Source organism: Nonomuraea sp. NPDC023979 (assembly GCF_040639085.1).
GTDB classification, from domain to species: domain Bacteria; phylum Actinomycetota; class Actinomycetes; order Streptosporangiales; family Streptosporangiaceae; genus Nonomuraea; species Nonomuraea ceibae.
Window position 1 is genome coordinate 229,062 of sequence record NZ_JBEZZG010000004.1, and the last position, 24,036, is coordinate 253,097.

The following is a 24,036-nucleotide window of genomic DNA, read 5'->3' on the forward strand; positions in this document are numbered from 1 at the left end:
CGGGGTAAGGTGTTGCGCCATGAGCAACGGCTCGGTGCAGTCGGTCGATCGGGCCATCGCGATCCTGGAGATCCTGGCCCGCGACGGCGCGAGCCGGGTGACCGACCTGGCGGCCGAGCTCGACGTGCACAAGTCCACCGCGTTCCGGCTGCTGGCCGCCCTGGAGCAGGGCGGGCTCGTCGAGCAGAGCGGCGACCGGGGCCGCTACCGGCTCGGGTTCGGCGTGGTGCGGCTGGCCGGCGCCGCCACCGCCCAGCTCGACCTGGCCAAGGAGAGCCGCGAGGTGTGCCTGCGGCTGGCCGGGGAGCTCGGCGAGACCGTCAACGTCGCGGTGCCGCGTGACGGGTGCGCGGTCAACATCAGCCAGGTGCGCGGGCCGTCGGCGATCAGCGGGCACAACTGGGTCGGCCAGCGCACCCCCGCCCACGCGACCTCCAGCGGCAAGGTACTGCTGGCGTTCGGCGCGCTCGCGCTGCCCGAGGTGCTCGACCGGTTCACGCCGCTGACCATCACCGACGCGCGGCTGCTCGGGCTGGCCGAGATCAGGCGGCGCGGCTGGGCCTTCACCGTCGAGGAGCTGGAGCTGGGGCTGAACGCGGTGGCCGCGCCCGTGCGGGGCGGCGACGGCGCGGTGGTGGCGGCGGTGAGCGTCTCCGGGCCCTCCTACCGGCTGACGCCGCAGCGGCTGCCCGAAGTGGGCGAGGTCATGGCCGACGGCGCGAGGGAGATAAGCCAGCGGATCGGCCATTACCGTTGAAAGCATGTGCCGAAGCATCAAGACCCTGCGCCCGCCCTACACCGAGGACGTGACCGAGGAGGACGTGCGGGCCGCCGCGCTGCAGTACGTCAGGAAGATCTCGGGCTTCCGCGCCCCCGCCGCCCACAACGCCGAGGCGTTCGACCGGGCCGTCGAGACGATCACCCGCGCCTCGGAGGAGCTGCTGGCCGCATTGCAGGTTCGCGGAAGCCGTTGACAGGCCCGGCCCGCCGGAGAAGTGTCCCCGGTGTAACCACACCGACTGCAGGGGGCCGCGATGATCAGCGGGCTTTACCAGGGGCAGGACGGCGACTCGCGGCTGGAGCTGCGCGTGGACGTCGACGGGAGCAGGCCGACCGGGCGCGTCAGCGGTGACCTGTTCACCGTCTCCGGCGCCACGACGGGCTACACGGGCTCGTTCGTGGTGCACGCGCCGGCCGTGACGGCGGGGGCCGTCGAGGGGCGCGGGGCGTTCACGTACGAGACCGGCGATCAGGACGTGCGTGTCACGATCTCCGGCGAATCGGGCACCGCGCGGGTGGCGGGGCGCACCTACCCGATCACGTTCGTCTCGCGCCACTTCCGCAAGGTCCTGCTGGAGCAGGACTCCGTCGCCGGGGCCGTGCCGTTCGTCAGCTACGACACCGGCTCGCTGCCGGGGCCCGCCGGGTCGCCCGCGCGCGAGCTGAGCGTCGCCGCCGCGTGGGCGGAGGCGGGCATCGAGCTGACCGTGGCCGAGCCGGGCGTCATCCCGGTCGACGGCGCGGGCGCCGACCTGGCGTGGGACGACGCCGAGCTGCACCACGCGATGACGCAGCAGTTCAGCAGGTTCGGCGACGCGGCCGCCTGGCGGGTGTGGCTGCTGGTGGCCAGCAAGCACGTCGGCGGCTACCGGGGCATCATGTTCGACTACGGCGACGCCCACCAGCGGCAGGGCGCCGCCGTCTTCCACGACGCGATCAAGGGCGACTCGCCGCAGGCGCAGCGGGCCATGCTCAGGACGTACGTGCACGAGCTCGGGCACGCCTTCAACCTGCTGCACTCCTGGCAGAAGAACCTGGCCACGCCGCCCCAGCCGCTCGGCCCGTCGGGCGGCTTCGGCGACCTGTCGTGGATGAACTACGTGCAGAACTACCAGCCGGGCGGCGAGGCCGGTTACTGGGCGGCGTTCCCGTTCCAGTTCACCGACTCCGAGCTGGTGCACCTGCGCCACGGCTTCTACCGGGACGTGGTCATGGGCGGCGGCGCGTTCGGCAGCGGCGCGGCCGAGCCGGCTCCGTTCGAGCAGCCGGTCGAGGACCTGTCGGGGCTGGCGCTGGAGCTGCGGGCCAAGGAGTCGTTCGGGTTCGGCGAGCCGGTCGTGGTCGAGCTGCGGCTGTCGTGCACCGGCGAGCCGCGCACCACGCACGGCCACCTGCATCCCGACACCGAGTTCACCCAGGTGACGATCACCCAGCCGGGCGGCAGGACCGTGCTGTACCGGCCGATGATGCGCCACTGCGTCGACAGCTCGCCGCGGATCCGGCTCGACGCGGGCAACCCGGCCATGTACCGCAGCGCGTACATCGGGCACGGCCGCGACGGGCACTACTTCCAGCAGCCCGGCGAGTATCACGTCAGGGCCCAGTACGTGGCCGCCGACGGCTCCCGCGTCGTCTCGCCCCCGTGCCTGGTCCGGGTGCGCCGGCCTGTCGGCGACGACGACCACCGGGTGGCCGAGCTGATGCTGGGCGAGGAGCAGGGCCAGCTGTTCTCGCTGCTCGGCTCCGACTCCCCGGCGCTGCGCTCCGGCAACCTGGCGCTGGAGGAGGTCATCGACCGCTACGGCGGGCATCCGCTGTCGGTGTACGCCCGGCTGGTCAAGGGGCTGAACGCCGAGCGCGGCTTCAAGGCGCTGACGCCCGGCAACCGGCTGCGGGTGCGGCCGCCGGACGCCAAGCAGGGCGTCGAGCAGCTCGCCGAGGTGGCCAGGATGGGCGGCATCGACAACATCACGCTCAACCTGGTGATGCGGCGGCTGGCCCGGGCCGAGGCGCGGCAGGGCGAGCTGCGCAAGGCGCACGCGGTGATGGACGCGATGGTCGCGACGTTCGCCGCCAAGGGTCTCAATCCCATCGTCATGGGGCAGATCAGGCGGCAGGCGGAGCTGACGAAGTCGGCGCTCAGCGCCGAGGCGTGAGAGCTAGCCGGTCAGCGTGACCGGCCGGCCGCCGCGGCAGCCGATGGTCAGCTCGACGTCCTCGCCCTCGTCGGCCTCGAACTCCACCTGGACCTCGAGGGCGGGGCCCGGCTCCACGCCGTCGACCGAGTAGCCCTGCGCCGGGCTCCAGGACCGCAGGGTCGCCCGGTCGCCGTCGCACGAGGCGATCACGGTGCCGCCGGGGCTGCGGACGAACTCGCCGCCCTGCGAAGTGGGCTGGGCGGACGGGCCGGGTGTCGTGGTCGCGGGCGCCGGCTGCCGGGCCGACGCGGTGGCGAGCGCGGCGCGGGCCTCGTCCTGCGTCATGACCTCGCCGGACGAGCCCGTCAGCGCGCCGCCGACCAGGCCGAGCACCGCCACGGCCGCGCCCGTCGCGGCCACCGCGGTGGCCGCCCAGGCCAGGACGAGTCTCTTCACCCCGCCACCTTCCCCCCTGTACGGCTAAGCCCAGGTTAAGACCGCGATAACAGGCGACGTCACAACACCGCCGACCGTCTACCGTTTCCGTATATGGCTGACATCCTGCTCATCGAGGACGACGTGACGATCCGCACCGCGCTGAGCCGGGGCCTGCGGGATCTCGGCCACGCCGTGTCCTCCTCCCCCACGGCGCTCGACGGGCTGCGGCTGGCCGTCCAGGACCGCCCCGACCTGATCGTGCTCGACCTGGGGCTGCCCGACCTGGACGGGGCCGAGCTGCTGCGCATGCTGCGCGCGGTGAGCAGGGTGCCGGTGATCGTGGCGACCGCCCGCGACGGCGACGCCGAGATGGTGCCGGTGCTGGACGCGGGCGCCGACGACTACGTGGTCAAGCCGTACAGCGCCGCGCAGCTCGACGCGCGGATCAGGGCCGTGCTGCGGCGGGCCGCCGACGCGACGCCGGAGGAGCCGCTGCGGGTGGGCGGGCTGCGTGTGGACCCCCGGGCGCGGGAGGCCCGGCTCGACGGGGCCACGCTGGACCTGACGCCGCGCGAGTTCGACGTGCTGCACTACCTGGCGGCGCGGGCCGGCGAGGTGGTCACCAAGCGTGAGCTGCTGACCGAGGTGTGGCAGCTCCCGTACGGCGGCGCCGACAAGACCGTGGACGTTCACCTGTCGTGGCTGCGCAGGAAGCTCGGCGAGACCGCCTCCGAGCCGCGCTACCTGCACACGGTGCGCGGCGTCGGCGTGAAGCTGGTCGGCCCGTCGTGAGGCGCTGGCTGGCGCTGCTGGTGGCGGCCACCACGTCGCTGGTGCTGGTCGCGCTGCTGGTGCCGATGGCGCTGCTGATCCGCGCCGTCGCCGAGAACGGCGCGACGAGCCGCGCCACCACGGCCGCCGAGTCGGTCGCCGTCGCGGTCGGCACGCCGGAGCTGTCGCTGGCGCTGGAGCAGGTGGCGCGGCCGGTCACGGTGTTCCTGCCGGACGGCGGGCGGCTCGGTGAGAAGGCCGAGCGCTCCGCCGCGGTCCGGCTGGCGGCGACGGGCCGCAGTGTCACCGCCGAGTGCGACGACGGCGGCCGGGAGGTGCTGGTCGCCGTGCAGTCACCGGACGGCACGGTGGTGATCCGGGTCTACGTGAGCGAGGACGAGCTGTGGCGCGGCGTGCGCGAGGCGTGGCTGGCGCTGCTCGGGCTCGGGCTCGCGCTGGTCGTGCTGGGCATCGCGCTGGCCGACCGGCTGGCGCTGGCCGTCACCCGGCCGGTCGACGGGCTGGCGCGCGTGTCGCACCGGCTCGCGGGCGGCGACCTGGAGGCGCGGGCCGAGCCCGGCGGGCCGCCCGAGGTGCGCTCGGTCGCGCTCGCGCTCAACCATCTGGCCGGGCGGATCGGCGACCTGCTCGCCGCCGAACGCGAGTCGGTCGCCGACCTGTCACACCGGCTGCGCACGCCGCTGACGGGGCTGCGGCTGGACGCCGAGTCGCTGCGCGACCCGGAGGAGGCCGCCCGCATCGGCGCCCGCGTCGACGCGCTGGAGCGGGCCGTCAGCGCCGTCATCACCGACGCCCGCCGCCGCTCCGCCGGGCGCGAGAGCTGCGACGCCACCGCCGTGGTGGACGAGCGGGTGCGGTTCTGGTCCGTGCTGGCCGAGGACCAGGGCCGCGCGGTCACGGTCGCGCTGCCCGAGGGCGAGCTGCCGGTCGCCGTCGGCGGCGAGGCCCTGGCCGCCGCCGTGGACGCCCTGCTCGGCAACGTCTTCGCGCACACCCCCGAGGGCGTGTCGTTCACCGTACGGCTCGCGCCCCACCCCTCCGGGGCCGTGCTGACCGTGAGCGACGACGGCCCCGGCTTCGACCCCGCCCTGCTCGCGCGGGGCACCAGCGGCGCCGGCTCGACCGGGCTCGGCCTGGACATCGCCCGCCGCACCGCCGAGTCCTGCGGCGGGCGCCTGACCGTCTCCTCCCACGGCGGCGCCATCGTGGAGATGGTGTTAACTCGTCCTTAGCGCGCGTTTACCGTCGTTCGCGGTTTCGTCTTGGGTATGCACATCACCAAGAAGATCATCGTTGCCAGCGGGGTCACCATGGCCCTCGTCGCCGGCGGGTCCGCCGCCTTCGCCGCCGTCAACCGGCCCGCCCCCAAGGTGAGCGCCGAGCAGGCGATCCAGCTCGCCCAGAAGCAGGTGCCCGGCTCCTGGGTGTGCGAGGTCGACTTCGACCGGCGCGGCACCCGCCCCGACGTGTGGGAGGTCAAGGTCGTCAAGGGCGACGTCGCGCACGAGCTCGACATCGACGCGGCCACCGGCAAGCTCCTCCACGAGGAGACCGAGCCTGTCGACGACGACGGCGACCGGGACGACGACTGAGCCTCCGGCGCTCAGCCCGCCGCCACCACCTCGATCTCCACCAGCCAGTCGCCGGCCAGCGTCTGCGCCACCACCGCCGTGGTGGGCACCCGGCGTCCGCCCAGGGCGGCCGTCCTGGCCCTGGCGTTCGCCTCGGCGTAGCCGGGGTCACGCAGGTAGCTCGTCAACCGCACGATGTTGTCCACCCCCATCCCCGCCGCCGCGAGGATCGCCCGCAGATTCGCCCAGACGAGCTCCAGCTGCTCGTCGAGCGTGGCCCCGGCGACGCCGTCGCGGTCCAGGCCCATCGTCCCCGCGACGAACAGGAACCGGGACGGATCACGCACCTCGATCGCGTGCGCGTAGTCGTCGGTGGCGGCGTAGACGCCCTCGGCCGGGTCGTGCACGATCAGCTCCATGCCGGCCATCGTGACCCCTCGGGCGGCCCGGCCCCAGAGCCAATCCGCCCCGATTGGTCCCCTCCCGGCCCGGGGTCAGCAGGAGGACAGGACGCCCTTCATCGCGTCCTTCTCCGCCGCCGTGACCCACAGCTCGTACTTGGCCTTCACCTCGATCTGCCGGGCGATGTACGCGCACCGGTACGACTTGCGCGGCGGCAGCCAGGTCGCCGCGTCGGAGTCGCTCTTCTGTCCGTTGAGCGGGCCGTCGACCGCGAGCAGGTTCAGCGGGTCGTTGGCGAACTCCTTGCGCTTGGTCTCCGACCACTTCTGGGCGCCCTTCTGCCATGCGTCCGACAGCGGGATCAGGTGGTCGATCTGCACCTCGGAGCTGGTGTCCTGGCCGCGCCTGAACTCGATCCGCTTGCCGCTGTAGGGATCGTCGAGGATGCCCGTGAGCACGACGCAGTCGTGGGTGCCCTTCTTGAACGTCTCCTCGCGCAGATCGCGCTTGAGGATGTCGTTGCGCGTGTCGCAGCCGTTGTGGTCGACGTCGGCCCACGCCGGGCCGAACTCGTCACGGTCGAACCCCGTCTTCGGCGCCCGGCCCTTGACCGCCAGGTCGTCCAGCTTCTTGCGCGCCTCGCCGGCGTCGGCCGCGTCCCCCTTGGCGGCCTTGCCGGAATCGGGGGTGAGGCCCGCCTCCAGCTCCCCGCAGCCTGTCACCGTCATCGCGACAGCCAGCGCCGCCGCGGCCATTCTCGCTCGTCCCCGCACGTTTGCCCCCAGACTCCTGATGTAAAAGCCTAGGTATATCAATTACCCGTAACGCCGCACTTATCTCCTGATGGCGTCAAGAAGCCATTCGGCGAGGTATCGCGTGTACGAGGAACGTACGTGGATCTTGTACGCGTCCATCCCCTTTTCCAGGATCACCGGCACCCCGGCGAGCAGCGTCTGGGCAGGGCCGGTGAACACGCTCGGGTGCAGGTCGAGGGCGCATCCGGTGATGAGCACGTCGAGCGCGCCGGGGCCGCCGAGCTCCAGCACCGTGCGCTGGCCCGACACGTCCACCCAGCCGTCCTCGCCCTCCCCCTCGACCAGCCACCACGCCGGGCCCAGCCGCAGCCCCCTCCCGGGGTCGGCGCCGCGAACCTCCCACCTGGGGACGGGCGGCAGCTCCCGCAGCCGCACCCGTTCGCCGCCCGCCGCCGCGAACCGCTCCGCGAACGCCGCCGCCGGGCTCTCCGCCCGCGCCGGCCCCGCCGTCGCCCACGGCCGCGCGGGCGCCGGGTCGCCCTCCCGCCTGGCGTTCTCCGGGTCGTAGAAGACCGGCTCCACCACGCGCACCCCGACGGCCGTCTCCCCCGCCACGGCCACCAGCCGATCCCCGGGGCCCACCCCGCGCGCCACAGCCAGCGCGAACGTCCGCCCCAGCACGGCGCTCTCGTAACTGCTGGTCACATGCCCTGCCATCGGCACCGGGGCCGCGTTCGGGGTGACGAGCTGGGCGCCTTCCTCCAGGAGGGTCGCCGGGTCGTCCGGCAGGAGGCCGACGAGGCGCTTGCGGTCGGTCCTGGCGGTGTCGGGCCGGCTGTGGGAGCGCTTGCCGACGAAGTCGGGCTTGCTCCGGGAGACGATCCACGACATGCCGAGGTCGTGCGGCGTGACGGTGCCGTCGGTCTCCTGGCCGACGATGGGGAAGCCCTTCTCCGCGCGCAGCACGTGCATGGTCTCGGTCCCGTACGGCACGGCGCCGAGGTCCAGGACCGTCTCCCAGAGCGCCCGCCCGTAGGCCCAGGGCACGTTGACCTCGTAGGCGAGCTCGCCGGAGAAGCTGATGCGGAAGACGCGCCCGGCGACGCCCAGCACCGGCGTGGCGGCGTACCGCATGAAGGGCAGGTCCACCGCGCCGGGGGCGACGGCGGCCAGGACACGGCGGGCGTGCGGTCCGGCGACGACGACGGTGGCCCAGTGGTCGGTGACGGAGGTGAGGCGGACGTCGAGGTGCGGCCATTCGGTCTGGTGCCATTCGTCCAGCCAGTCGAGGACGGTGGCGGCGTTGCCGGTCGTGGTCGTCATCAGGTAGTGGTCGCCGGCGAGGCGGGTGGTGGTGCCGTCGTCCAGGACCATCCCGTCGGCGGTGCACATGAGGCCGTAGCGGCAGGCGCCGACGGGAAGCGTGGAGTACAGGTTCGTGTAGATCCGGTCGAGGAGGACGGCGGCGTCGCGGCCCCGGATGTCGATCTTGCCGAGGGTGGAGGCGTCCATCGCGGCGACGGAGGTGCGGGCGGCGCGGCACTCGCGCAGCACGGCCTCGCGCATGCCCTCGCCGCCGATCGGGAAGTAGCGGGGCCGCTTCCACTGGCCGACGTCCTCGAACACGGCGCCGCGGGCGACGTGCGCGTCATGCATGGCCGTGGTCCTGACGGGGTCCGACAGCTCGCCCCGGGCGCGGCCGGCGAGCGTGGCGAAGGCCACCGGCACGTACGGGGCGCGGTACGTGGTCGGGCCGACCTGGCCGGGCGCGGCGCCGAGGAGCGCGGCCAGGACGCCCGCGACGAGCGCGCCGGAGGTCTTGCCCTGGTCGGCGCCGGTGCCGGCGGTGGTGTAGCGCTTGACGTGCTCGGCGGAGCGCAGCCCGGCGCCGGTCGCCCGGGCGAGGTCGGCCACGGTGACGTCGCGGTGGAGGTCGACGAACGCGGTCGGGTCGGGGGCGAGCTCCCCCCAGTACGCGGCGGGCGCGTCACCGGCTGGGACGGGCCGGGCGGCGTGGCGGGCGGGGCGCCCCTGGGCGGCGCGGGCGGCGTCGAGCCCGGCGGCGTGGCCGTCCTCGACCGCCTCGTCCGTGCCGTACAGGCCGCGGCAGGCCCCGGCGGAGCGCTCGGCCTGCGCGGAGCGGCCCGGCACGAACGCCCGGAGCGCCTCGTCGAACACGATCGTGCCCCGCGACTGGCTGAACAGGTGCACGGCCGGGTTCCAGCCGCCCGCGACGGCGAGCAGGTCGGCGGCCACGTGCCGGCCGCCGACGCGGACGCCGGTGAGCAGGCCGTCGCCGTCGGCGGTGGTCCCGGTGATCACCTGGCCCGCCCCGCCGGGGCGCGGGTCGACGACGGCGGCGATCTCCACCCCGGCCGCCTCCAGGTCGCGGGCCGCCTCGTACCCGGAGTCGGCGCACGCGTACACGACCGCCCGCTGGCCGGGCCGGACCCCGTACCGGTTGACGTAGGCGCGGGCGGCGGAGGCGAGCATGACGCCGGGCCGGTCGTTGCCCGGGAAGGGCAGCGAGCGCTCGTGCGCGCCGGTCGCCAGCACGACCTGCGCGGCCCGGAAGTGCCACAGGCGTTCGCCGTCGTGGCGGCGTTCGACGGCGACCAGGTGGTTGTGGTCGTAGTAGCCGATCACGGACGTCCTGGTGAGGACGCGGACCTCGGGCATCCCGGCCAGCCGGCGGGCGGCGCCGCCGGCCCGGTCCAGCGGGTCGCGGCCGTTGAGCAGGTCGCCGCCGAGGCGGGGCTGGTCGTCGGCGAGGATCACCCGGACGCCGGTCCCGGCGGCGGCCAGGGCGGCGGCGAGCCCGGCGGGGCCGCCGCCGACGACCAGCACCTCGCAGTGCAGGTACGCCTTGTCGCAGCGGACGGCCCCGGCGGCGGGGCGGGCAGGGTCGGAGTGGGCAGGGTCGAGGCGGGCAGGGTCGAGGCGGCCTTTGCCGCGCAGGCTCCACGCCTCAAGTCCGGCGCGCAGCTCGACGGTGGTGGCGGGCAGCATCGGGTCGTCCCCGACGCGGACGAGCGCGTTCGGCTCCTCGGCCCCGGCGGTGAAGACGCCGCGCGGGCGGCCCAGCTCGACGCTGCGCCCGACCACCCGCACCCCGGCGGCCAGCAGCGCGGAGGCGAGCGTGTCGCCGGGATGCCCGTGCAGCGGGCGGTCGTCGAAGCGGAACGGAAGCGTGACGGATCGGTCGATGAGACCGCCGGACGGCAGACGGGTCATGAGGGGGCATCCCGGATCTCGTGGGTGACCGTGTGGCGCTCGACGGTGAACCAGACGCGGCACCCGTGCACGTGGTACCACCGCTCGTGGAACCAGCCCTTGGGGTTGTCGCGCCGGAACACGTACCGGGCCCACTCGTCGTCGGTGAGCTCGGCGGGCGTCCCGGGGTAGGCGACGCCGGCCTGACCGCCGTAGCGGAACTCGTTCTCGTCGCGGGGTCCGCAGTGCGGGCAGGGGATGAGCATCATCAGTGCGCCACCGCCGCCGCGCCGTGCTCGTCGATGAGCGCCCCGGTGGCGAACCGTTCCAGGGCGAACGGCTCGGCGAGCGGGTGCGGGACGCCGTGCGCGATCGTGTGGGCGTAGACGGAACCGGCGCCGGGGGTGGCCTTGAAGCCGCCGGTGCCCCAGCCGGCGTTCACGTACAGGCCGTCGACCGGGGTGGGGCCGATGATCGGCGAGGCGTCGGGCGACACGTCGACGACGCCTGCCCAGGTGCGCAGCACCCGCACCCGGCTGAAGATCGGGAACAGCTCCAGCGCCGCCGCCATCTGTGCCTCGATGACGTGGAAGGCGCCGCGCTGCCCGTAGGAGTTGCAGGCGTCGATGCCCGCCCCCATGACGAGCTCACCCTTGTGCGCCTGGCTGACGTACACGTGCACGGCGTTGGACATGACGACGCAGTCGAGCACGGGTTCGAGCAGCTCCGACACGAGCGCCTGGAGGGGGTGGGACTGGAGTGGCAGCCGGAGGCCGGCGTGTCCGGCGAGCACGGAGGTGTGCCCGGCGGCGGCGAGCGCGACCTTGCCGGCCGCGATCCGGCCGCGTGAGGTCCGCACGGCCCTGACCCGGCCGCCGGTGATCTCGAACCCGGTGACCTCGCAGTCCTGGATCAGGTCGATCCCGTACGCGTCGGCCCGGCGGGCCAGCGCCCAGGCGACGTGGTCGTGCTTGGCGATCCCGCCCCGGCGCTGCAACGTCGCGCCGAGCACCGGGTGGCGGGCGCTGCCGGAGACGTCGAGGACCGGGCAGAACTTCTTGACCTCGGCGGCGTCGAGCCATTCGGCGTCGATGCCGTTGAGCCGGTTGGCGTTGACCCGCCGCCTGCCCTCACGCACGTCGGCGACGCTGTGGGCGAGATTGAGCACGCCGCGCTGGCTGAACTGCAGGTCGTAGCCGAGCTCGTCGCTCAGCCCCTCCCACAGCCTGAGCGAGTGCTCGTAGAGTGCGGCGCTCTCGTCCCACAGGTAGTTGGAGCGGATGATCGTGGTGTTGCGCGCCATGTTGCCGCCGGCCAGCCAGCCCTTCTCCAGCACGGCCACGTTCGTGATGCCGTGGTCGCGGGCCAGGTAGTAGGCGGTGGCCAGGCCGTGGCCGCCGCCGCCGACGATCACCACGTCGTAGGCGGGCCGGGGGTCGGGGTCGCGCCACAGGAAGTCGGGGTGGGTCAACGTCGGATCTTCTCCATCCGCGGGTCGTACAGCGGTTCGGCGGCGACCTCGGCGGCAACCCGCCGCCCGAAGTAGGAAATTTCCACATCTGTCCCGGGGGTGGCCAGCTCGACCGGCAGCCACGCGTACGCGATCGGCCGCCCGATCGTGTGCCCGTAGGCGGCGCTGGTCACGTACCCGACCGTGCGGCCCGCGTGCCGGACCGGCTCCTTGCCCATGACCACCTCGCCGGTCAGCAGCGGCGCCAGGGTGCGGCCGATGTCGGGGCTGAGCGCGTCCCTGCCGACGAAGTCCTTGCCCTCCTTGACCGCGAACCCCAGCCCGGCCTCGTACGGGCTGTGCTCGGTGGTCATGTCGACCCCCCAGAGCCGGTAGCCCTTCTCCAGCCGCAGGCTGTTGAACGCCGCCCGCCCGCCCGCGACCGGCAGCCCGGTGGCCCAGAGCGTGTCCCACAGCTTGAGCCCCAGGTCGGCGGTGGTGTAGAGCTCCCAGCCCAGCTCCCCCACGTACGAGACGCGCATCGCGGTCACCGGCACGATCCCCACGTGCCCCGTCCGGCAGGTGAAGTAGCGGAAGCCCTCGTTCGACAGGTCCATGTCGGTCAGCGGCTGCACCAGCTCCCTGGCGCGCGGCCCCCACACCCCGACGCAGCAGGTGCCCGGCGTGATGTCGCGCACGTACACGTCGCCGGGCGCGTGCCGGGTGATCCAGTCGAGGTCCAGGTTGCCGTTCGCGCCGATCTGGAACCGGTCCTCCGCCAGCCGCGCCACCGTCAGGTCCGACCGGATGCCGCCGCCCGCGTCCAGGAGCAGCGTGTACGTGACCGAGCCCGGCTTCCTGTCGACGTCGTTGGTCATCAGCCGTTGCAGGAACGCCGCCGCCTTGGCCCCGCCGACCTCGATCCGTTTGAGCGGCGTCATGTCGTAGAGCGCGACGCCCTCGCGGGTGGCGTGCGACTCGGCGGCGGCGACCGGCGACCAGTGCCGCGCCGCCCACTCGTCACGCCGGGCGGCGCCCAGCGCGGGCTCGGCCAGCCGGTCCGCGAGCGGCCGGTTCGCCTCGAACCAGTGCGGCCGCTCCCACCCGGCCGCCTCCAGGAAGCAGCCGCCCAGCTCGCGCTGGCGGACGTGGAACGGGCTGGTGCGCATCGGGCGCGGCGAGGCCATCGGCTGGAGCGGATGGATGACGTCGTAGACCTCGGCGAAGTTCTGCGCGCCGCGCTCGGCCACGTAGGCGGGGGCGAGCTGGACGGGCTCGAACCGGCTCAGCTCGCACTCGTGCAGGTCGTAGCCGGAGCGGCCGTCGACCAGCAGCTCGGCGACGGCCCTGGCGACGCCCGCCGAGTGCGTCACCCAGACGGCCTCGGCCACCCAGAACCCGTCCAGCCCCGGCGCCTCCCCGATCAGCGGGAACCCGTCGGGCGTGAACGAGAAGACGCCGTTGATCCCGTCGCGGTAGCCCGTCTCCTTGAGCGCGGGCAGCAGCTCGGCGGCGTCACGCCAGGCGGGCTCGAAGTCCTCCTCGGTGAACGCCCGCACCGAGGGCATCGTGGTGCCCCCGGGCTCGATCTCGTGCTGGGCGACCGGCATCGGGCGGTGGGAGTAGGAGCCGACGCCGATCCGGTCGCCGTGGTGGCGGAAGTAGAGGTCGCGGTCCTGGTGGCGCAGGATCGGCCCGGCCGCCGCGCCGGGCACCGGCCCCGACCTGGCGTACTGGTGGGCCAGCGGCTGCAGCGGCACGGTGAGCCCGGCCATCGCGCCGATCGACGGCCCCCAGAACCCGGCCGCGCACACGACCACGTCCGCCTCGACGACCCGGTAGCCGCCGGCGTGCTCGACGGCCACGCCGGTGACCCGGCCGCCCTTGTGGTGCACGCCCACCACGGTGTGGCCGGGCAGGAAGCGGGCGCCGCGCCCGACGGCCCGCCGAGCCTGGGCCTCGCAGCAGCGCACGGCGTCGGCCAGCCCGTCCGCGGGCACGTGGAACCCGCCGAGCACCCGGGCGGGGTCGAGCAGCGGCCACAGCTCGGCGCACCGGGCGGCGTCGACCAGGTGGCCCTCGACGCCCCACGACTCGGCCCAGCCGTGCTTGCGGTGCAGGTCGAGCCAGCGTTGCGGGGTGGTGGCCACCTCCAGGCCGCCGACCCGCTCGAAACAGCCGAGCGCGGCGTACTTGCGCACGGTGTAGGCGGCGAACTCCGTCATGGTCTTGGACGGGTTCGTCTGGAAGACCAGGCCGGGCGCGTGGGAGGAGGATCCGCCGGTGGCGGGGAGCGGCCCGCGGTCCACGACGGTGACGTCGGTCCACCCCCGGCCGGTGAGCTCGTCGGCCAGCGCGCAGCCCACGATGCCGGCTCCGATGATCACGGTACGCGGCCGGCTCACCATGGGCCCTCCGGTTGTTCCCTGATGCGCAACATGGACCGGATTACGCAACGAACATAAGGCCGAGCGGGGCCCCCGACAAGGCCCTCGCTCCCGGAGGGCGCGGCTAGGTGATCAGAATCCCGCCGTCGACGGGCAGCGTCACCCCGGTGATGTACGAGGACGCGTCGCTCGCCAGGAAGATCGCGGCGGCGACCAGCTCGGCCGGATCGCCCGCCCGCCGCATGGGCACGCGCAGCTCCAGCATCGCCTCCAGATAGCCCGGCTTGTACTGCTCGGTCATCTCGGAGGCGAAGAAGCCCGGCTCCAGGCAGTTGACCCGGATGCCGCGCCGCCCGGTCCACTGCTGGGCCAGGTCGCGGGTCAGCCCGATCACCGCCGCCTTGGACGCGCTGTAGGCGGCCTGCGGCAGCCCGGCGGTGGTCTCGCCGAGGACGCTGCCGATGTTGACGATGGACGAGCCGGGCCGCATCACCCTGGCGCACGCCTGCGCCATCCAGTAGGTGCCGTGCAGGTTGATGTCGACGACCTGCCGGAACTCCTCGGGCGTCTCGCGCAGCGCAGGCACGGCGGTGCCGACGCCCGCGTTGTTGATCAGCACGTCGACGCCGCCCAGCCCGTCGACCGCCGCCGCGACGAGCGCGTCGCAGTCTTCGACCCGGGTCACGTCGGTGGCGACGGCCAGGCAGCGGCGGCCGGTCTCCTCGACCAGCCGCCTGGTCTCCTCCAGCCGGTCGGCGCGGCGGGCGCCGATCACGAGGTCGGCCCCCGCCTCGGCCAGGCCGCGGGCGAAGGCGACGCCCAGCCCCGCGGACGCGCCGGTGACGATGGCGACCTTGCCGTCGAGGCTGAAGCGGCCCAGCATGTCAGAGCCCGTATTCCTTGACGATCCGCTCGTGCCGCTCGACCTCGACGTCGACCTCGCGGGCCAGGTCGAGCCAGGCCAGCGGGTGGGACCAGCGCTCGGTGGCGTCGTCGAGCAGGGCGTCGACCTCGACCGCCGAGACGTTGGGCGGCACCGCGACCCAGCCGAACACGCCGGGGATCTGCTCGCCGGTGGTCGGGTGGGTGACCTTGTAGTTCTCGTCGCTGTAGACCCACATCGGCCAGCCCCGCTCGGCCATGACCTCGGTGAACTCGGTCCAGTCGGCCTCGCTCGGCGCGGCGCCGTCGAAGAAGTAGCTCGTGTAGCCGCCGGGGCGCAGGATGCTGACCGCGGCGAACGGGGGCACGAAGTTCTGCTGCTCCTGGGGGTCCTCGGGCAGCGGCTCCAGCAGCTGCGGGTCGAAGACGACCAGGTCGCCCGCGTTGTACTCCATCCCGCGCGGCTGCGGCAGGGCGAGCCGGGCGGTGGCGGGGCCGGTGCGGATGGACAGGACCTGCCGCTGGCCGCCGTCGGGCGCCGGGAGGATGACCCGGATGAGGCCCAGCTCCTCCTCGATCGGCCCCTCGGTGGACTTGATCGGCATGCCGATCTTGGCGGCGCCCTTGCGCACGGTGTCCCAGTCCTCGGCGGCGGTCGCCATGACGATCATGCGCCAGACGTCCTCGTCGGTGAGCTCGTCGAGCACCTCCAGCAGCGCGCCCGCGCCCCTGGCGTTCTCGTCGACCTGCTGGGCGGCTCCGGCGAGCACCCGGCGGGCCTCCACCCCGGCGCCGGCGGCCACCGCGTGCTCGGCGGCGTCGAGCGCCTCGGCCCAGCGCTCGCGGGCGCTGTGCAGGCGGGCCAGGGTCAGCCACTTGGCGTCGTGCGGCAGCTTGCCGGCCATCTGCTCCAGCCGCTCGTCCTGGCGGGCCTCGATGAGCAGCGTGGTGAGGTAGGCGACGTCGTCGCCGTCGGCGGAGGCGATGTCGCCGCTGTCGACGAGCATCTTCCAGTAGATGTCGGCGCCGGAGGACGGGTAGCCCAGGAAGCCGAGCGTGGTGGTGTGGCGGCGGGTCGCCTCGATGTCCTTGCCGGACAGCGGGGCCAGCCAGCCGACCCAGCGCTCGGGGTCGGCGTTGTAGCCGTCGGCGGCGTCGAAGTAGCCGACGCGCTCCTCCAGCGGGCCGGGCGCCTCGGGCTCGGTGGCGGCGTCGGCGGCGGCGCGCAGGGCGGCCACCCGCTCGGCCACGCCGGAGGCGTCGCGCAGCTCGCCCGCGCCGGACTCGGCCAGGTCGGCCAGCAGCCGGGCCTGCCACACGCCCTGCCGGGCGACGGCCAGGTCGCCCGCGACCAGCGCGAGCTCGACGCGGGAGCGGTAGCCGCCCATCATGCCGAAGTAGTCGATCCACTGGCGCAGCACGCGGCCGAGCTGCCAGGTGTTGGTGATCTGGGACGAGCTCGCCAGCAGGCTGACGGCGCGGGTCCACTCGACGAAGACCCTCGGGTGCTCGCCGACCACGTCGAGGTCGGGCAGCGCGTCGACGGCCTCGGCGACGCGGCCGAGGGTGGCCAGGATGAGGGCGCGGCGGACGCCGTCGCGATGGTCCTTGGCCACGGGGTCGTCGGCCTGGAAGCCGGCGGCGGCCTGGAGCGCGGTCAGCGCGTCCTCGGCGCGGCCGGCAGCGAGCAGCGCGCGGGCGCTCTCGGCGCCGAGCTCCCAGCTCGACTCGCGGCCGGCGGCGCGCAACCGCTCGACGGCGGACTCGGCGTAGCTGACCGCCTCGCCGGCGCGGCCGGCGTCGACGAGGGCGGCGACGTACTGCGTCACGAGGCCGCTGTAGGCGGGACCGGCGGGCTCGGCCTGCTCGATCGCGGCGCCGAGCGTCTCCAGGCGCTCGGCCGCGTAACCGGGGCCGTCGGCGTTGGCCCAGGCGATGGCGAGGGCCTCGACCGCGGCCGGCGTGGCCGGGCAGGAGCGCACCTCTTCGCGCTGGGCGAACGCGAGCAGGTGCTGGGCGTCCTCGATCGCGACCGCGCCCTGGGCGCGGTCGCCGATGCGGCCGATCAGGTGCCAGTAGCGGGCGTAGAACTCAAGCCAGGGCTGCTCCAGGGTCTCCGCCTGCTGGGCGATGGCCGGAGCCATCACGTCGAGCTGGGGATAACGCCCTTCATAGGCCTGTGCGGGGAGGTCTCCCAGCGCCATGGCGAGGCCCACGTTGCCCGCCTCGGAAAGCTGCTGCTGGGTTTCGCCGACCCAGGCCCAGATGTCCACGTCCATGGGCAGTCAGTCTGCCAGGTCAATCACCGTGCCCAAAACGCAGAAGCTCGATGAGCTCGTCTGATTCGTCACCGTTAAGGACCGAAAAGACCGGTGCCATCAGATCGTCGGTGACATCTTCCACAGCGGCCCGCCGGGCGATCAGGTCGGGTCCCTGCGTGTCGTAGGGCTCGGGCCATGTGAAGAAGCGGGCGATCATCTCTCCGGCGGCCGGGCCGAACGGGGTGCCGTCGTGGGCGGCGGCGAGCGTGGCGTCGAGCGGGTGCAGCCCGGCGGCGACGACCGCGTTGGCGTGGAGGGCGCCGCGCAGCTCGCGGACCACGTGCATGAGCTGGGTGGCCCGCGCAGGCGCGTCGTCGGCCAGCGGAACGGCCCGCCACCCGGCGAACAGCGGCGCCCCGACGGGCGAGGCGTGCTCGACGACCGGCTCCAGCAGCTCGGCGATCCTGGCGCACCCGGCGTAGCCGCCGAGCTTGCGCCTGCCCCACTGCCGGCAGGCTTCGGCGTAGAGGTCGACAGCCTGCTCGACGGGCATCTTGCGGCCGCCGTTCCAGTTGTCGGCGACGTGCTCGGCCGGGAAGAAGACCGCCACGGAGACGACCACGTCGGCGTCGCACTCGCCGAGGACCCCGCAGCGGCCCCGGAAGTAGAGCTCCCTGGGGCCCAGGCCGTGCTCCTCGCAGACGGCCTTGGCCTCGCGGGAGACCATGAAGCCGCCGCCGTAGTGCCCGATGGGCCCCTTGACCGCCACCGCGGTGGCTCGCGGGTCCGCCATCTCCACCCCTCTCGGTTCGGTTAGCAGACCCAGCATCGCTCAGGAGAACATCATTCTGCAAGCATCAGGTTGCCGGACGCGATGATCACGGCCGGGCCGCTCAGGTAGCTCGTCTCCTCGTCGAGCGTGACCGTGAGCGTGCCGCCCAGCACCTCGACGGTCCAGGTGCCGGTGGTGTCGCCCGACAGCGCCGCCGCCGCGACGGCCGTGGCGACCGCGCCGGTGCCGCAGGCGCGGGTCTCGCCGGAGCCGCGCTCGAACACGCGCATCACCGCCCGGCTGGTGCCCACCGCGTTGAACAGCTCGATGTTGACCCCGGCCGGGAACACCCCCGGGTCGAAGTTCGGCTGGTGCGACAGGTCGAGCTGGACCACCGGGTCGCCGATCGAGCAGGCCAGGTGCGGGTTGCCCATGTCGACGCAGATGCCCTCGTACTCCTGCCCAGCGACCGTCGTGACGCTGGTGCCGCCCACGCGCGGCTTGCCCATGTCGACGGTGACGTCACCGCCGGGCTCCAGCCGCACCCTGCGCACCCCGCCCCGCGTCGCCACGCCGAACTCGTCGGACTCCGCCAGCCCGGCCTCGGCCAGGTAGCGGGCGAATACGCGCACGCCGTTGCCGCACATCTCGGCCACGCTGCCGTCGGCGTTGCGGTAGTCCATGAACCACTCGGCCTGACCGGCCTGGTCGGCCACCTCGGGAGCCTGCTTGGTGCGCACCACCCGGAGCACGCCGTCGGCGCCGATCCCGGCCCTGCGGTCACAGATCTTCTCGACCAGCGAGGCGGATACGTCGAGCTCGCCATCGGGGTCGGGGAGGATGACGAAATCGTTCTCGGTGCCGTGCCCCTTGAGAAAGCGCATGGTCGAATTTTAAGCGCAGCCTTCCCCCGCTATCCGCGCCAGGGACCGTTCGAGCAGGTCGGGGGCGTCATAGGGCAGCCAGCACACCCGCGGATCGCGGCGGAACCACGACTCCTGCCGCCGGGCGAAGCGCCGGGTGGCCCGGACCGTCTCCTCGTACGCCTGCTCCTCGCTCCACTCCCCCCGCAGGAACCGGATCACCTGTGCGTAACCGAGCGCCAGCCCGGCCGTTCGGCCCTCGGCCAGCCCCTGGCCGAGCAGCCCGCGCACCTCCTCCACCAGACCGGCCGCCCACATGCGCCCGACCCGGACCTCGATCCGCTCGTCGAGCTGCGGCCTGGGCACCTCCAGCCCGATCTGGACGCTGGGGTGGACCGCGTCGTAGGACGGCATCGTCGCCGAGAACGGCCTGCCGGAGTGCTCGATCACCTCCAGCGCGCGCACGATGCGGCGGCCGTTGCTCGGCAGGATCGCCGCCGCCGCGACGGGGTCGAGCCCGCGCAGCCGCTCGTACAGCGGCGCCGGGCCGGTCTCGGCCAGCTCCGCCTCCAGCCTGGCCCGGATCTCCGGGTCGGTGCCGGGGAACTCCAGGTCGTCGATCGCCGCCCGCATGTACAGGCCGCTGCCGCCGACCAGCACCGGCACGTCGACGGCCTCGATCACCGCCCTGGCCAGCCGCTGGTACTCGGCGACGCTGGCCGTCACCGTGACGTCCCAGATGTCGAGCAGGTGGTGCGGCACCCCGCGCCGCTCCTCCAGGGTCAGCTTGGCGGTGCCGATGTCCATGCCCCGGTAGAGCTGCATGGAGTCGGCGTTGACGCACTCGCCGCCCAGCCGCAGCGCGATGTCCACGGCGAGATCGGACTTCCCTGCCGCGGTGGGCCCCACCACGGCGATGACCGGCTTTTCGCGCACCCTCGCCACTTTCACAGATCGAGCAGCGTCGGCTGCAGGTAGCCCTCGTGGGTGAGCAGCCAGCGCTTGGTCTCCACGCCCACGCCGCCGCTGAACCCGCCCAGCCCGTTGCCCGCGACCACCCGGTGGCAGGGCACCACGATCGGCAGCGGGTTGGAGCCCATGATCGAGCCGATGCCGCGCGCGGGCACGTTCGAGCCGCTGCGCTCGGCCAGCTCGCCGTAGGTGACGGCGGTGCCGTACGGGACCTCGAACAGGGCCTGGAGCACGCGGCGGCGCGAGCCGGACGTCAGCCGCCAGTCGATCGGCGTCTCGAAGCGCCGCAACCCGCCGCCGAAATAAGCATGCAACTCCTCCACCACGAAACCCGTACGATCCGGGTCATGAACTTCAGGCAGGCCGAGAAGTTCGCCCAGCCGCTCGCGGGCGCCCCAGCCCGACGCGGCCAGCCCGTCCTCGGTGACGGCCAGCACGAACGCGCCGACCGGCGTCGGCACCTCGGCGAACGCGACCGTAACGGCAGATGCGGCCATCATGTCCTCACGTGAGCTCGTGGTCCTCGGCACCTCCAGCGCGGTGCCGACCCGGCACCGCAACCACAACGGTTACCTTCTGCGCTGGGACGGCCAAGGCTACCTTTTCGACCCCGGAGAGGGCACACAGCGGCAGATGCTGCACGCCGGGGTGAGCGCGCACGACGTGCACTGGATCTGCCTGACGCACTTCCACGGCGACCACTGCCTGGGCGTGCCCGGGGTCGTGCAGCGCATCGCCCGCGACCGGGTCCGGCATCCGGTCCGGGCGGTCTTCCCCGCGTCCGGCACGTCCTACTGGCGGCGGCTGCGACACGCCGCCGCCTTCGCCGACACGCAGGTCATCGAGGAGCATCCGGTCTCCGGCTCGCGCGCCGCCGTCGGACCGCTCACCGCGCGCCGCCTGTCGCATCCGGTCGAGTCCTACGGCTATCGCGTCCAGGAGCCGCCGGGCGTCCGCATGCTGCCCGACCGGCTCGCCGCGCACGGCATCCGCGGCCCGGAGGTCAGCGAGCTGCAGCGCACCGGGTCGGTGCGCGGCGTGACGCTCGCCGAGTGCAGCGAGCCCCGGCCGGGGCAGAGCGCCGCGTTCGTCATGGACACGCGGCTGTGCGACACGGTCTTCGAGCTCGCCAACGGGGTGGACCTGCTGGTGATCGAGGCCACGTTCCTGTCGTCCGAGGGCGTGCTGGCCAAGGAGTACGGGCACCTGACGGCGTACGAGGCGGGCGTGGTGGCGGCCGACGCGGGCGTGCGGCGGCTGGTGCTGACGCACTTCTCCGAGCGCTACGGCATCACCCAGGAGGCGGCGTTCCTGGAGGAGGTGCGGCGCTCCTACGACGGTGAGGTGATCCTGGCCAGGGACCTCATGAAGATCCCGGTGCCGCGCCGCGCCGCCGCCACACGGCCGTGAAGTAGCCGACGCCGTAGGGGGCGGCCCGCGCGAGCAGGCTGCCGTCGAACGCGCCGCCCGCCGCCGCCCCGGCCAGCACCTGGAGCGCGGCCCGGCCGCTCGCCCAGAGCCGGTCGGCCGTGCCGGGGTCGAGCGCGGCCAGCGTCTCGTGGTCGCCCCCGGCGAGCGCGCCCGCGACCAGGTCGTCGTACGGGGCCGCCGCCGGGTCGAGGTGGCCAGGGGAGTTCGCGGTCAGGCAGGCCGACCCGTCGGCCGCGACGAGCAGCGCCACCCGGCCCTCCCCCGCCAGCTCCGCGCCGAGCTTCAGGCAGGCGTCCGCCGGCGCGTCCGCCGCCACGGCCCGCAGCGCGACCGCGCCGAAGTCGTACGCGGCCCGCTCCAGCAGCCAGCGGCCGACGGTCAGCGACAGCGGCAGCACCGGCTCGCCCGCCCCGGTCGTCACGTCCACGCCGTAGGAGCGCAGCGAGCCGGCCGCCCACCCGTCGAACGCCCTGTCGCGATCGGCCCCGCCCACGACCACGACCCGGTCGGGCCCGGCGGCGAGCAGGGCGGCGACGGCCTCATGACAGGCGGAACGGAGACCGGCCAGCTCGCCCTGGCCGGCGCCGGCCAGGGCGGGGACGAGCAGCGGGGTGTGCGGGCAGACGGCCGCGGCGACAAGCACAGGCGTCAGCGTAGTGGGACCCGGTCACTCCCCCCGCTGGTAGGGGTCGCGGCCCTGCGCGACCGCCTCGATCAGGCCCACCGCGTACGCGTGCGCGGCCTGGTGCAGGCCGTGGCCGTAGCTCACCCGGGCCACGCCCAGCGCGGCCAGCCTCGCCAGGCCGGGCACCCCCGGCCTGAACAGGATGTTCACCGGCCCCGGGACCTCCGACACCAGCGCGTCGATCTCCCGCTCGTCGGCCAGCCCGATCGGATAGACGCAGTCGGCGCCCGCGTCCAGGTAGGCGCGTGCCCGCGCCACCGCCGCCGCGCGGCTGGAATCACCCGCGATGTAGGTGTCGATCCGGGCGTTCAGCACCAGCCCGGGTCCCGCCGCCGCGCGCACCTCCGCCAGGAACCGCGCCTGCGTCCCCACGTCCACGAGCTCGCCCGTACGAGGGTCGGAGTCCTCCAGGTTGCACCCGGCCGCGCCCGTGGCGGCCAGCCGGGCGGCCAGCTCGGCCGGCTCCAGCCCGAACCCGCGTTCCAGGTCGGCGGTCACCGGCACGTCCACCACCCGCGTGATCCGCGCCACCGCGGCCAGCATCTCCTCTACCGGCGTGCGTTCGCCGTCGTCGTAGCCCAGCACCCGCGCCACCGCCGCGCTCCCGGTCGCGACGGCCGGGAAACCCGCCTCCCGGACGGCCCGCGCCGACGCGGCGTCCCAGGCGTTGGGCAGGATCAGCGGCTTGCCGGGCACGTGCAGGGCCCGCAGCTCGGCTGCTCTGTCAGTCGTCATGCCGGAACCCTACGAAGCGGCCGGGCGCGCCTGTAGGTCCAGTCGCGGCGGTTACCGCCGGACCACTTGGCCGGCCCCTGGAGCGGCACTTGGCCGGGCTCCTGGAACGGCCGGAAAGGGAAGCGCGGGGCGCGGTCCGGAGGGTGGACGGACGCGGCCCCGCGCTGCCTTCACAGCCCGCGAAGGAGAACCCTGGTCAGCAGCCGTCCTTGGCGCACTGACCGGTCACGCTGCCCGCCGGACCGTCGGCCGGGCTGCTGCCTGCGTCCTCCGAGGGCTTGGGGGCGGTCGTGGGCTTCTTGCCCGTGTTGTCGTCCTTCTTGCCGGCGGAGCCCTTGTCGGAGGAGTTCCCCGTGTTGCCGGTCGTGGCCGTGTTGCCGGAGTCGCCGGCATCGGTGTTGCCCGTGTTGCCGGTGTCGGGGGCCGGGTCGGCGACGTCGCCGACTCCGCCGTCCTCGGCGGGGGCGTCCTCGGCCGGGGCGTCGGTCTTGGCGTCGCCCATCTCGGCCTCCTCCTCGCCGAGCAGCTCCTGCTCCGCGGGGTCGGGGGCGGGCTCGGCCTGTTGCTGCTGCTGGGTCGAGGCGGGGGTCGTGCCTGACGGGCCACCGGTCAGCAGGTAGCCCGCTCCCCCGGCCGCCAGCGCGAGGGCGACGACGGAGGCGGCGATGATCGCGGTCTTCTTGTTGTTCCTGCCTGGCCTGCGACGGCGGTCACCCGGCCCGTCGAGGATCTCCTGGCGATCCGGCTCGGTCGGATCTTGCATGGTTTTACAGCTCCCTGCGGTCGTATCGGGAAAGCTCTCCGGCTTCCGCGGGCGATGGACCACACTAGCCGCAACAGCTGAATGCTCGCGCAACAATCACAAAGGAATCACGACTTGTCCCCCCTTAGATCCATTCGCCCAGGTAGTCGGGGGCGGCTCGCACCCGCCGCCGGCGTGATCGCGGTCCTGGCCGTCGCCGGTCTCGGCATTCTGCTGGCGTTCACCGCCCCGGGGAATCAAGGCCGGAATAGCGCGCCGGAATATGATCAGGAAAAGCCGCTTTTCCATGGATCAAGCGGATCTGTGCGAACTCCCTGGTCATCCCCCGTCCGCCCGGCCCCCTCGGGGACGCCTTCCGAAGGACCGTCGGGAGAGCCGTCGGGGGCGCCTTCAGGCGGGCTCACGTGGGTGCCGTCACCGGGCGTTCCGTCCGGGACCGCGCCTTCGGCGGGGGTCCCGAAAGCAGGCGTGCCCTCGTCCGGAGCGCCCTCGCCGGCCGCCACGACCGGATGGGCGCACGCCGTACCGCCCCCCGCCAGAACCCGGGCCCCGTCGTCCACCCGCCCACCGGCCGCGAAGGCCACCGGCACGCTCCCGGCCCCGGCGACCACCCCGCCGCCGCCCGCGCCGACCCCGGCGTCCACGGCGCGGCTGGGCCCCGACCCGTGCGCGACCTTCCACGACTTCCGCCGCGACCCCTGCTACCGCTTCCTGGACCAACTCACCCGCTGACCCCCGGCACGTAG

The 24,036-nt window shown here is 73.9% G+C and carries 24 protein-coding genes; 8 read left to right on the forward strand and 16 right to left on the reverse strand.

All coding sequences use genetic code 11. The features are described from left to right. Positions 1-19: 19 nt before the first annotated feature. From AB0G11_RS10350 to AB0G11_RS10360, 3 genes are read left to right on the forward strand one after another with little or no spacing between them, the layout of a single operon-like run. Entirely contained in the window at positions 20-757 is a 738-nt protein-coding gene (locus AB0G11_RS10350) for an IclR family transcriptional regulator (RefSeq protein ID WP_219517753.1), read from the forward strand. Positions 758-761: 4 nt separating this feature from the next. Beyond that, positions 762-974, forward strand: coding sequence for a DUF2277 domain-containing protein (locus AB0G11_RS10355; protein ID WP_219517752.1), 213 nt, complete (start codon positions 762-764; stop codon positions 972-974). Between the two features lie 60 nt (positions 975-1,034). Next, on the forward strand, positions 1,035-2,936 hold the full coding sequence (locus AB0G11_RS10360; RefSeq protein WP_357585183.1) for a hypothetical protein: 1,902 nt from the start codon (positions 1,035-1,037) through the stop codon (positions 2,934-2,936). A gap of 3 nt (positions 2,937-2,939) precedes the next feature. Here AB0G11_RS10360 and AB0G11_RS10365 read toward each other — a convergent pair whose 3' ends face one another. Continuing rightward, complete coding sequence (locus AB0G11_RS10365; protein WP_219517749.1) at positions 2,940-3,374, reverse strand: hypothetical protein; 435 nt, start codon at positions 3,372-3,374, stop codon at positions 2,940-2,942. 93 nt (positions 3,375-3,467) lie between these two features. Between AB0G11_RS10365 and AB0G11_RS10370 the strand changes: the two genes are divergently transcribed. The 3 genes from AB0G11_RS10370 to AB0G11_RS10380 are packed head-to-tail and all read left to right on the forward strand — an operon-like array spanning position 3,468 to position 5,740. Beyond that, complete coding sequence (locus AB0G11_RS10370) at positions 3,468-4,148, forward strand: response regulator transcription factor (protein ID WP_219517748.1); 681 nt, start codon at positions 3,468-3,470, stop codon at positions 4,146-4,148. After that, positions 4,145-5,380 carry a HAMP domain-containing sensor histidine kinase gene (locus tag AB0G11_RS10375; protein ID WP_219517747.1) on the forward strand — a complete coding sequence of 412 codons (1,236 nt, stop codon included), beginning with the start codon at positions 4,145-4,147 and terminating at the stop codon, positions 5,378-5,380. Before AB0G11_RS10370 ends, AB0G11_RS10375 begins: the two co-directional genes overlap by 4 nt. Before the next feature lie 36 nt (positions 5,381-5,416). Continuing rightward, positions 5,417-5,740: a PepSY domain-containing protein gene (locus AB0G11_RS10380; RefSeq protein WP_219517746.1), complete on the forward strand. Its 324-nt coding sequence runs from the start codon at positions 5,417-5,419 to the stop codon at positions 5,738-5,740. Positions 5,741-5,751: 11 nt separating this feature from the next. On the opposite strand, the gene AB0G11_RS10385 is transcribed toward AB0G11_RS10380, so the two are convergent. From AB0G11_RS10385 to AB0G11_RS10440, 12 genes are all read right to left on the reverse strand, one after another. Continuing rightward, positions 5,752-6,138: a RidA family protein gene (locus AB0G11_RS10385; RefSeq protein ID WP_219517745.1), complete on the reverse strand. Its 387-nt coding sequence runs from the start codon at positions 6,136-6,138 to the stop codon at positions 5,752-5,754. Positions 6,139-6,213: 75 nt separating this feature from the next. Then, a complete protein-coding gene (locus AB0G11_RS10390) occupies positions 6,214-6,849 on the reverse strand; it encodes an HNH endonuclease family protein (RefSeq protein WP_219517744.1) in 636 nt (211 codons plus the stop codon). 105 nt (positions 6,850-6,954) lie between these two features. Beyond that, positions 6,955-10,110: a 2Fe-2S iron-sulfur cluster-binding protein gene (locus AB0G11_RS10395; RefSeq protein WP_357585185.1), complete on the reverse strand. Its 3,156-nt coding sequence runs from the start codon at positions 10,108-10,110 to the stop codon at positions 6,955-6,957. After that, positions 10,107-10,358: a sarcosine oxidase subunit delta gene (locus tag AB0G11_RS10400; RefSeq protein ID WP_357585187.1), complete on the reverse strand. Its 252-nt coding sequence runs from the start codon at positions 10,356-10,358 to the stop codon at positions 10,107-10,109. Before AB0G11_RS10400 ends, AB0G11_RS10395 begins: the two co-directional genes overlap by 4 nt. Beyond that, positions 10,358-11,560 (reverse strand): sarcosine oxidase subunit beta family protein, encoded by a 1,203-nt coding sequence (locus AB0G11_RS10405; protein WP_219513570.1) that lies wholly within the window; start codon positions 11,558-11,560, stop codon positions 10,358-10,360. Before AB0G11_RS10405 ends, AB0G11_RS10400 begins: the two co-directional genes overlap by 1 nt. Continuing rightward, positions 11,557-13,947, reverse strand: coding sequence for an FAD-dependent oxidoreductase (locus tag AB0G11_RS10410; protein WP_357585189.1), 2,391 nt, complete (start codon positions 13,945-13,947; stop codon positions 11,557-11,559). Before AB0G11_RS10410 ends, AB0G11_RS10405 begins: the two co-directional genes overlap by 4 nt. 103 nt (positions 13,948-14,050) lie before the next feature. Next, positions 14,051-14,809, reverse strand: a complete 759-nt coding sequence (locus tag AB0G11_RS10415; RefSeq protein WP_219513553.1) for a glucose 1-dehydrogenase — start codon at positions 14,807-14,809, stop codon at positions 14,051-14,053. Position 14,810: 1 nt separating this feature from the next. Then, on the reverse strand, positions 14,811-17,087 hold the full coding sequence (locus AB0G11_RS10420) for a tetratricopeptide repeat protein (protein WP_357585191.1): 2,277 nt from the start codon (positions 17,085-17,087) through the stop codon (positions 14,811-14,813). 19 nt (positions 17,088-17,106) lie between these two features. Then, positions 17,107-17,862 carry a hypothetical protein gene (locus tag AB0G11_RS10425; RefSeq protein ID WP_357585193.1) on the reverse strand — a complete coding sequence of 252 codons (756 nt, stop codon included), beginning with the start codon at positions 17,860-17,862 and terminating at the stop codon, positions 17,107-17,109. Positions 17,863-17,912: 50 nt separating this feature from the next. Beyond that, positions 17,913-18,725, reverse strand: a complete 813-nt coding sequence (gene dapF, locus AB0G11_RS10430; protein ID WP_219513528.1) for a diaminopimelate epimerase — start codon at positions 18,723-18,725, stop codon at positions 17,913-17,915. Positions 18,726-18,734: 9 nt separating this feature from the next. Continuing rightward, positions 18,735-19,640, reverse strand: a complete 906-nt coding sequence (gene miaA, locus AB0G11_RS10435; RefSeq protein ID WP_357585194.1) for a tRNA (adenosine(37)-N6)-dimethylallyltransferase MiaA — start codon at positions 19,638-19,640, stop codon at positions 18,735-18,737. An 11-nt stretch (positions 19,641-19,651) separates the two neighbouring features. After that, complete coding sequence (locus AB0G11_RS10440) at positions 19,652-20,176, reverse strand: methylated-DNA--[protein]-cysteine S-methyltransferase (RefSeq protein WP_219513518.1); 525 nt, start codon at positions 20,174-20,176, stop codon at positions 19,652-19,654. On the opposite strand from AB0G11_RS10440, the gene AB0G11_RS10445 reads away from it, so the two are divergent. Further along, a complete protein-coding gene (locus tag AB0G11_RS10445; RefSeq protein WP_357585196.1) occupies positions 20,175-21,086 on the forward strand; it encodes a ribonuclease Z in 912 nt (303 codons plus the stop codon). The genes AB0G11_RS10440 and AB0G11_RS10445 overlap by 2 nt on opposite strands. Here AB0G11_RS10445 and AB0G11_RS10450 read toward each other — a convergent pair. From AB0G11_RS10450 to AB0G11_RS10460, 3 genes are all read right to left on the reverse strand, one after another. Beyond that, positions 21,040-21,750: a hypothetical protein gene (locus AB0G11_RS10450; protein ID WP_219513514.1), complete on the reverse strand. Its 711-nt coding sequence runs from the start codon at positions 21,748-21,750 to the stop codon at positions 21,040-21,042. The two genes, AB0G11_RS10445 and AB0G11_RS10450, sit on opposite strands and share 47 nt — an antisense overlap. Positions 21,751-21,774: 24 nt before the next feature. Then, a complete protein-coding gene (locus AB0G11_RS10455) occupies positions 21,775-22,527 on the reverse strand; it encodes an isocitrate lyase/phosphoenolpyruvate mutase family protein (protein ID WP_219513512.1) in 753 nt (250 codons plus the stop codon). Between the two features lie 196 nt (positions 22,528-22,723). Further along, positions 22,724-23,290 carry a hypothetical protein gene (locus AB0G11_RS10460; RefSeq protein WP_219513510.1) on the reverse strand — a complete coding sequence of 189 codons (567 nt, stop codon included), beginning with the start codon at positions 23,288-23,290 and terminating at the stop codon, positions 22,724-22,726. A gap of 468 nt (positions 23,291-23,758) precedes the next feature. On the opposite strand from AB0G11_RS10460, the gene AB0G11_RS10465 reads away from it, so the two are divergent. Further along, a complete protein-coding gene (locus AB0G11_RS10465) occupies positions 23,759-24,022 on the forward strand; it encodes a hypothetical protein (protein ID WP_219513508.1) in 264 nt (87 codons plus the stop codon). Positions 24,023-24,036: the final 14 nt, after the last annotated feature.

Coding starts and splice junctions, on each gene's coding strand:
- AB0G11_RS10355 (WP_219517752.1), top strand. CDS start 762: ATGTGCCGAAGCATCAAGACCCTGCGCCCGCCCTACACCGAGGACGTG.
- AB0G11_RS10380 (WP_219517746.1), top strand. CDS start 5,417: ATGCACATCACCAAGAAGATCATCGTTGCCAGCGGGGTCACCATGGCC.
- AB0G11_RS10440 (WP_219513518.1), bottom strand. CDS start 20,176: ATGATGGCCGCATCTGCCGTTACGGTCGCGTTCGCCGAGGTGCCGACG.
- AB0G11_RS10455 (WP_219513512.1), bottom strand. CDS start 22,527: ATGACGACTGACAGAGCAGCCGAGCTGCGGGCCCTGCACGTGCCCGGC.
- AB0G11_RS10370 (WP_219517748.1), top strand. CDS start 3,468: ATGGCTGACATCCTGCTCATCGAGGACGACGTGACGATCCGCACCGCG.
- AB0G11_RS10400 (WP_357585187.1), bottom strand. CDS start 10,358: ATGATGCTCATCCCCTGCCCGCACTGCGGACCCCGCGACGAGAACGAG.
- AB0G11_RS10425 (WP_357585193.1), bottom strand. CDS start 17,862: ATGGCGGACCCGCGAGCCACCGCGGTGGCGGTCAAGGGGCCCATCGGG.
- AB0G11_RS10415 (WP_219513553.1), bottom strand. CDS start 14,809: ATGCTGGGCCGCTTCAGCCTCGACGGCAAGGTCGCCATCGTCACCGGC.
- AB0G11_RS10385 (WP_219517745.1), bottom strand. CDS start 6,138: ATGGAGCTGATCGTGCACGACCCGGCCGAGGGCGTCTACGCCGCCACC.
- AB0G11_RS10460 (WP_219513510.1), bottom strand. CDS start 23,290: ATGCAAGATCCGACCGAGCCGGATCGCCAGGAGATCCTCGACGGGCCG.
- AB0G11_RS10350 (WP_219517753.1), top strand. CDS start 20: ATGAGCAACGGCTCGGTGCAGTCGGTCGATCGGGCCATCGCGATCCTG.
- AB0G11_RS10360 (WP_357585183.1), top strand. CDS start 1,035: ATGATCAGCGGGCTTTACCAGGGGCAGGACGGCGACTCGCGGCTGGAG.
- AB0G11_RS10390 (WP_219517744.1), bottom strand. CDS start 6,849: ATGACGGTGACAGGCTGCGGGGAGCTGGAGGCGGGCCTCACCCCCGAT.
- dapF (WP_219513528.1), bottom strand. CDS start 18,725: ATGCGCTTTCTCAAGGGGCACGGCACCGAGAACGATTTCGTCATCCTC.
- AB0G11_RS10395 (WP_357585185.1), bottom strand. CDS start 10,110: ATGACCCGTCTGCCGTCCGGCGGTCTCATCGACCGATCCGTCACGCTT.
- AB0G11_RS10410 (WP_357585189.1), bottom strand. CDS start 13,947: ATGGTGAGCCGGCCGCGTACCGTGATCATCGGAGCCGGCATCGTGGGC.
- AB0G11_RS10420 (WP_357585191.1), bottom strand. CDS start 17,087: ATGGACGTGGACATCTGGGCCTGGGTCGGCGAAACCCAGCAGCAGCTT.
- AB0G11_RS10445 (WP_357585196.1), top strand. CDS start 20,175: ATGTCCTCACGTGAGCTCGTGGTCCTCGGCACCTCCAGCGCGGTGCCG.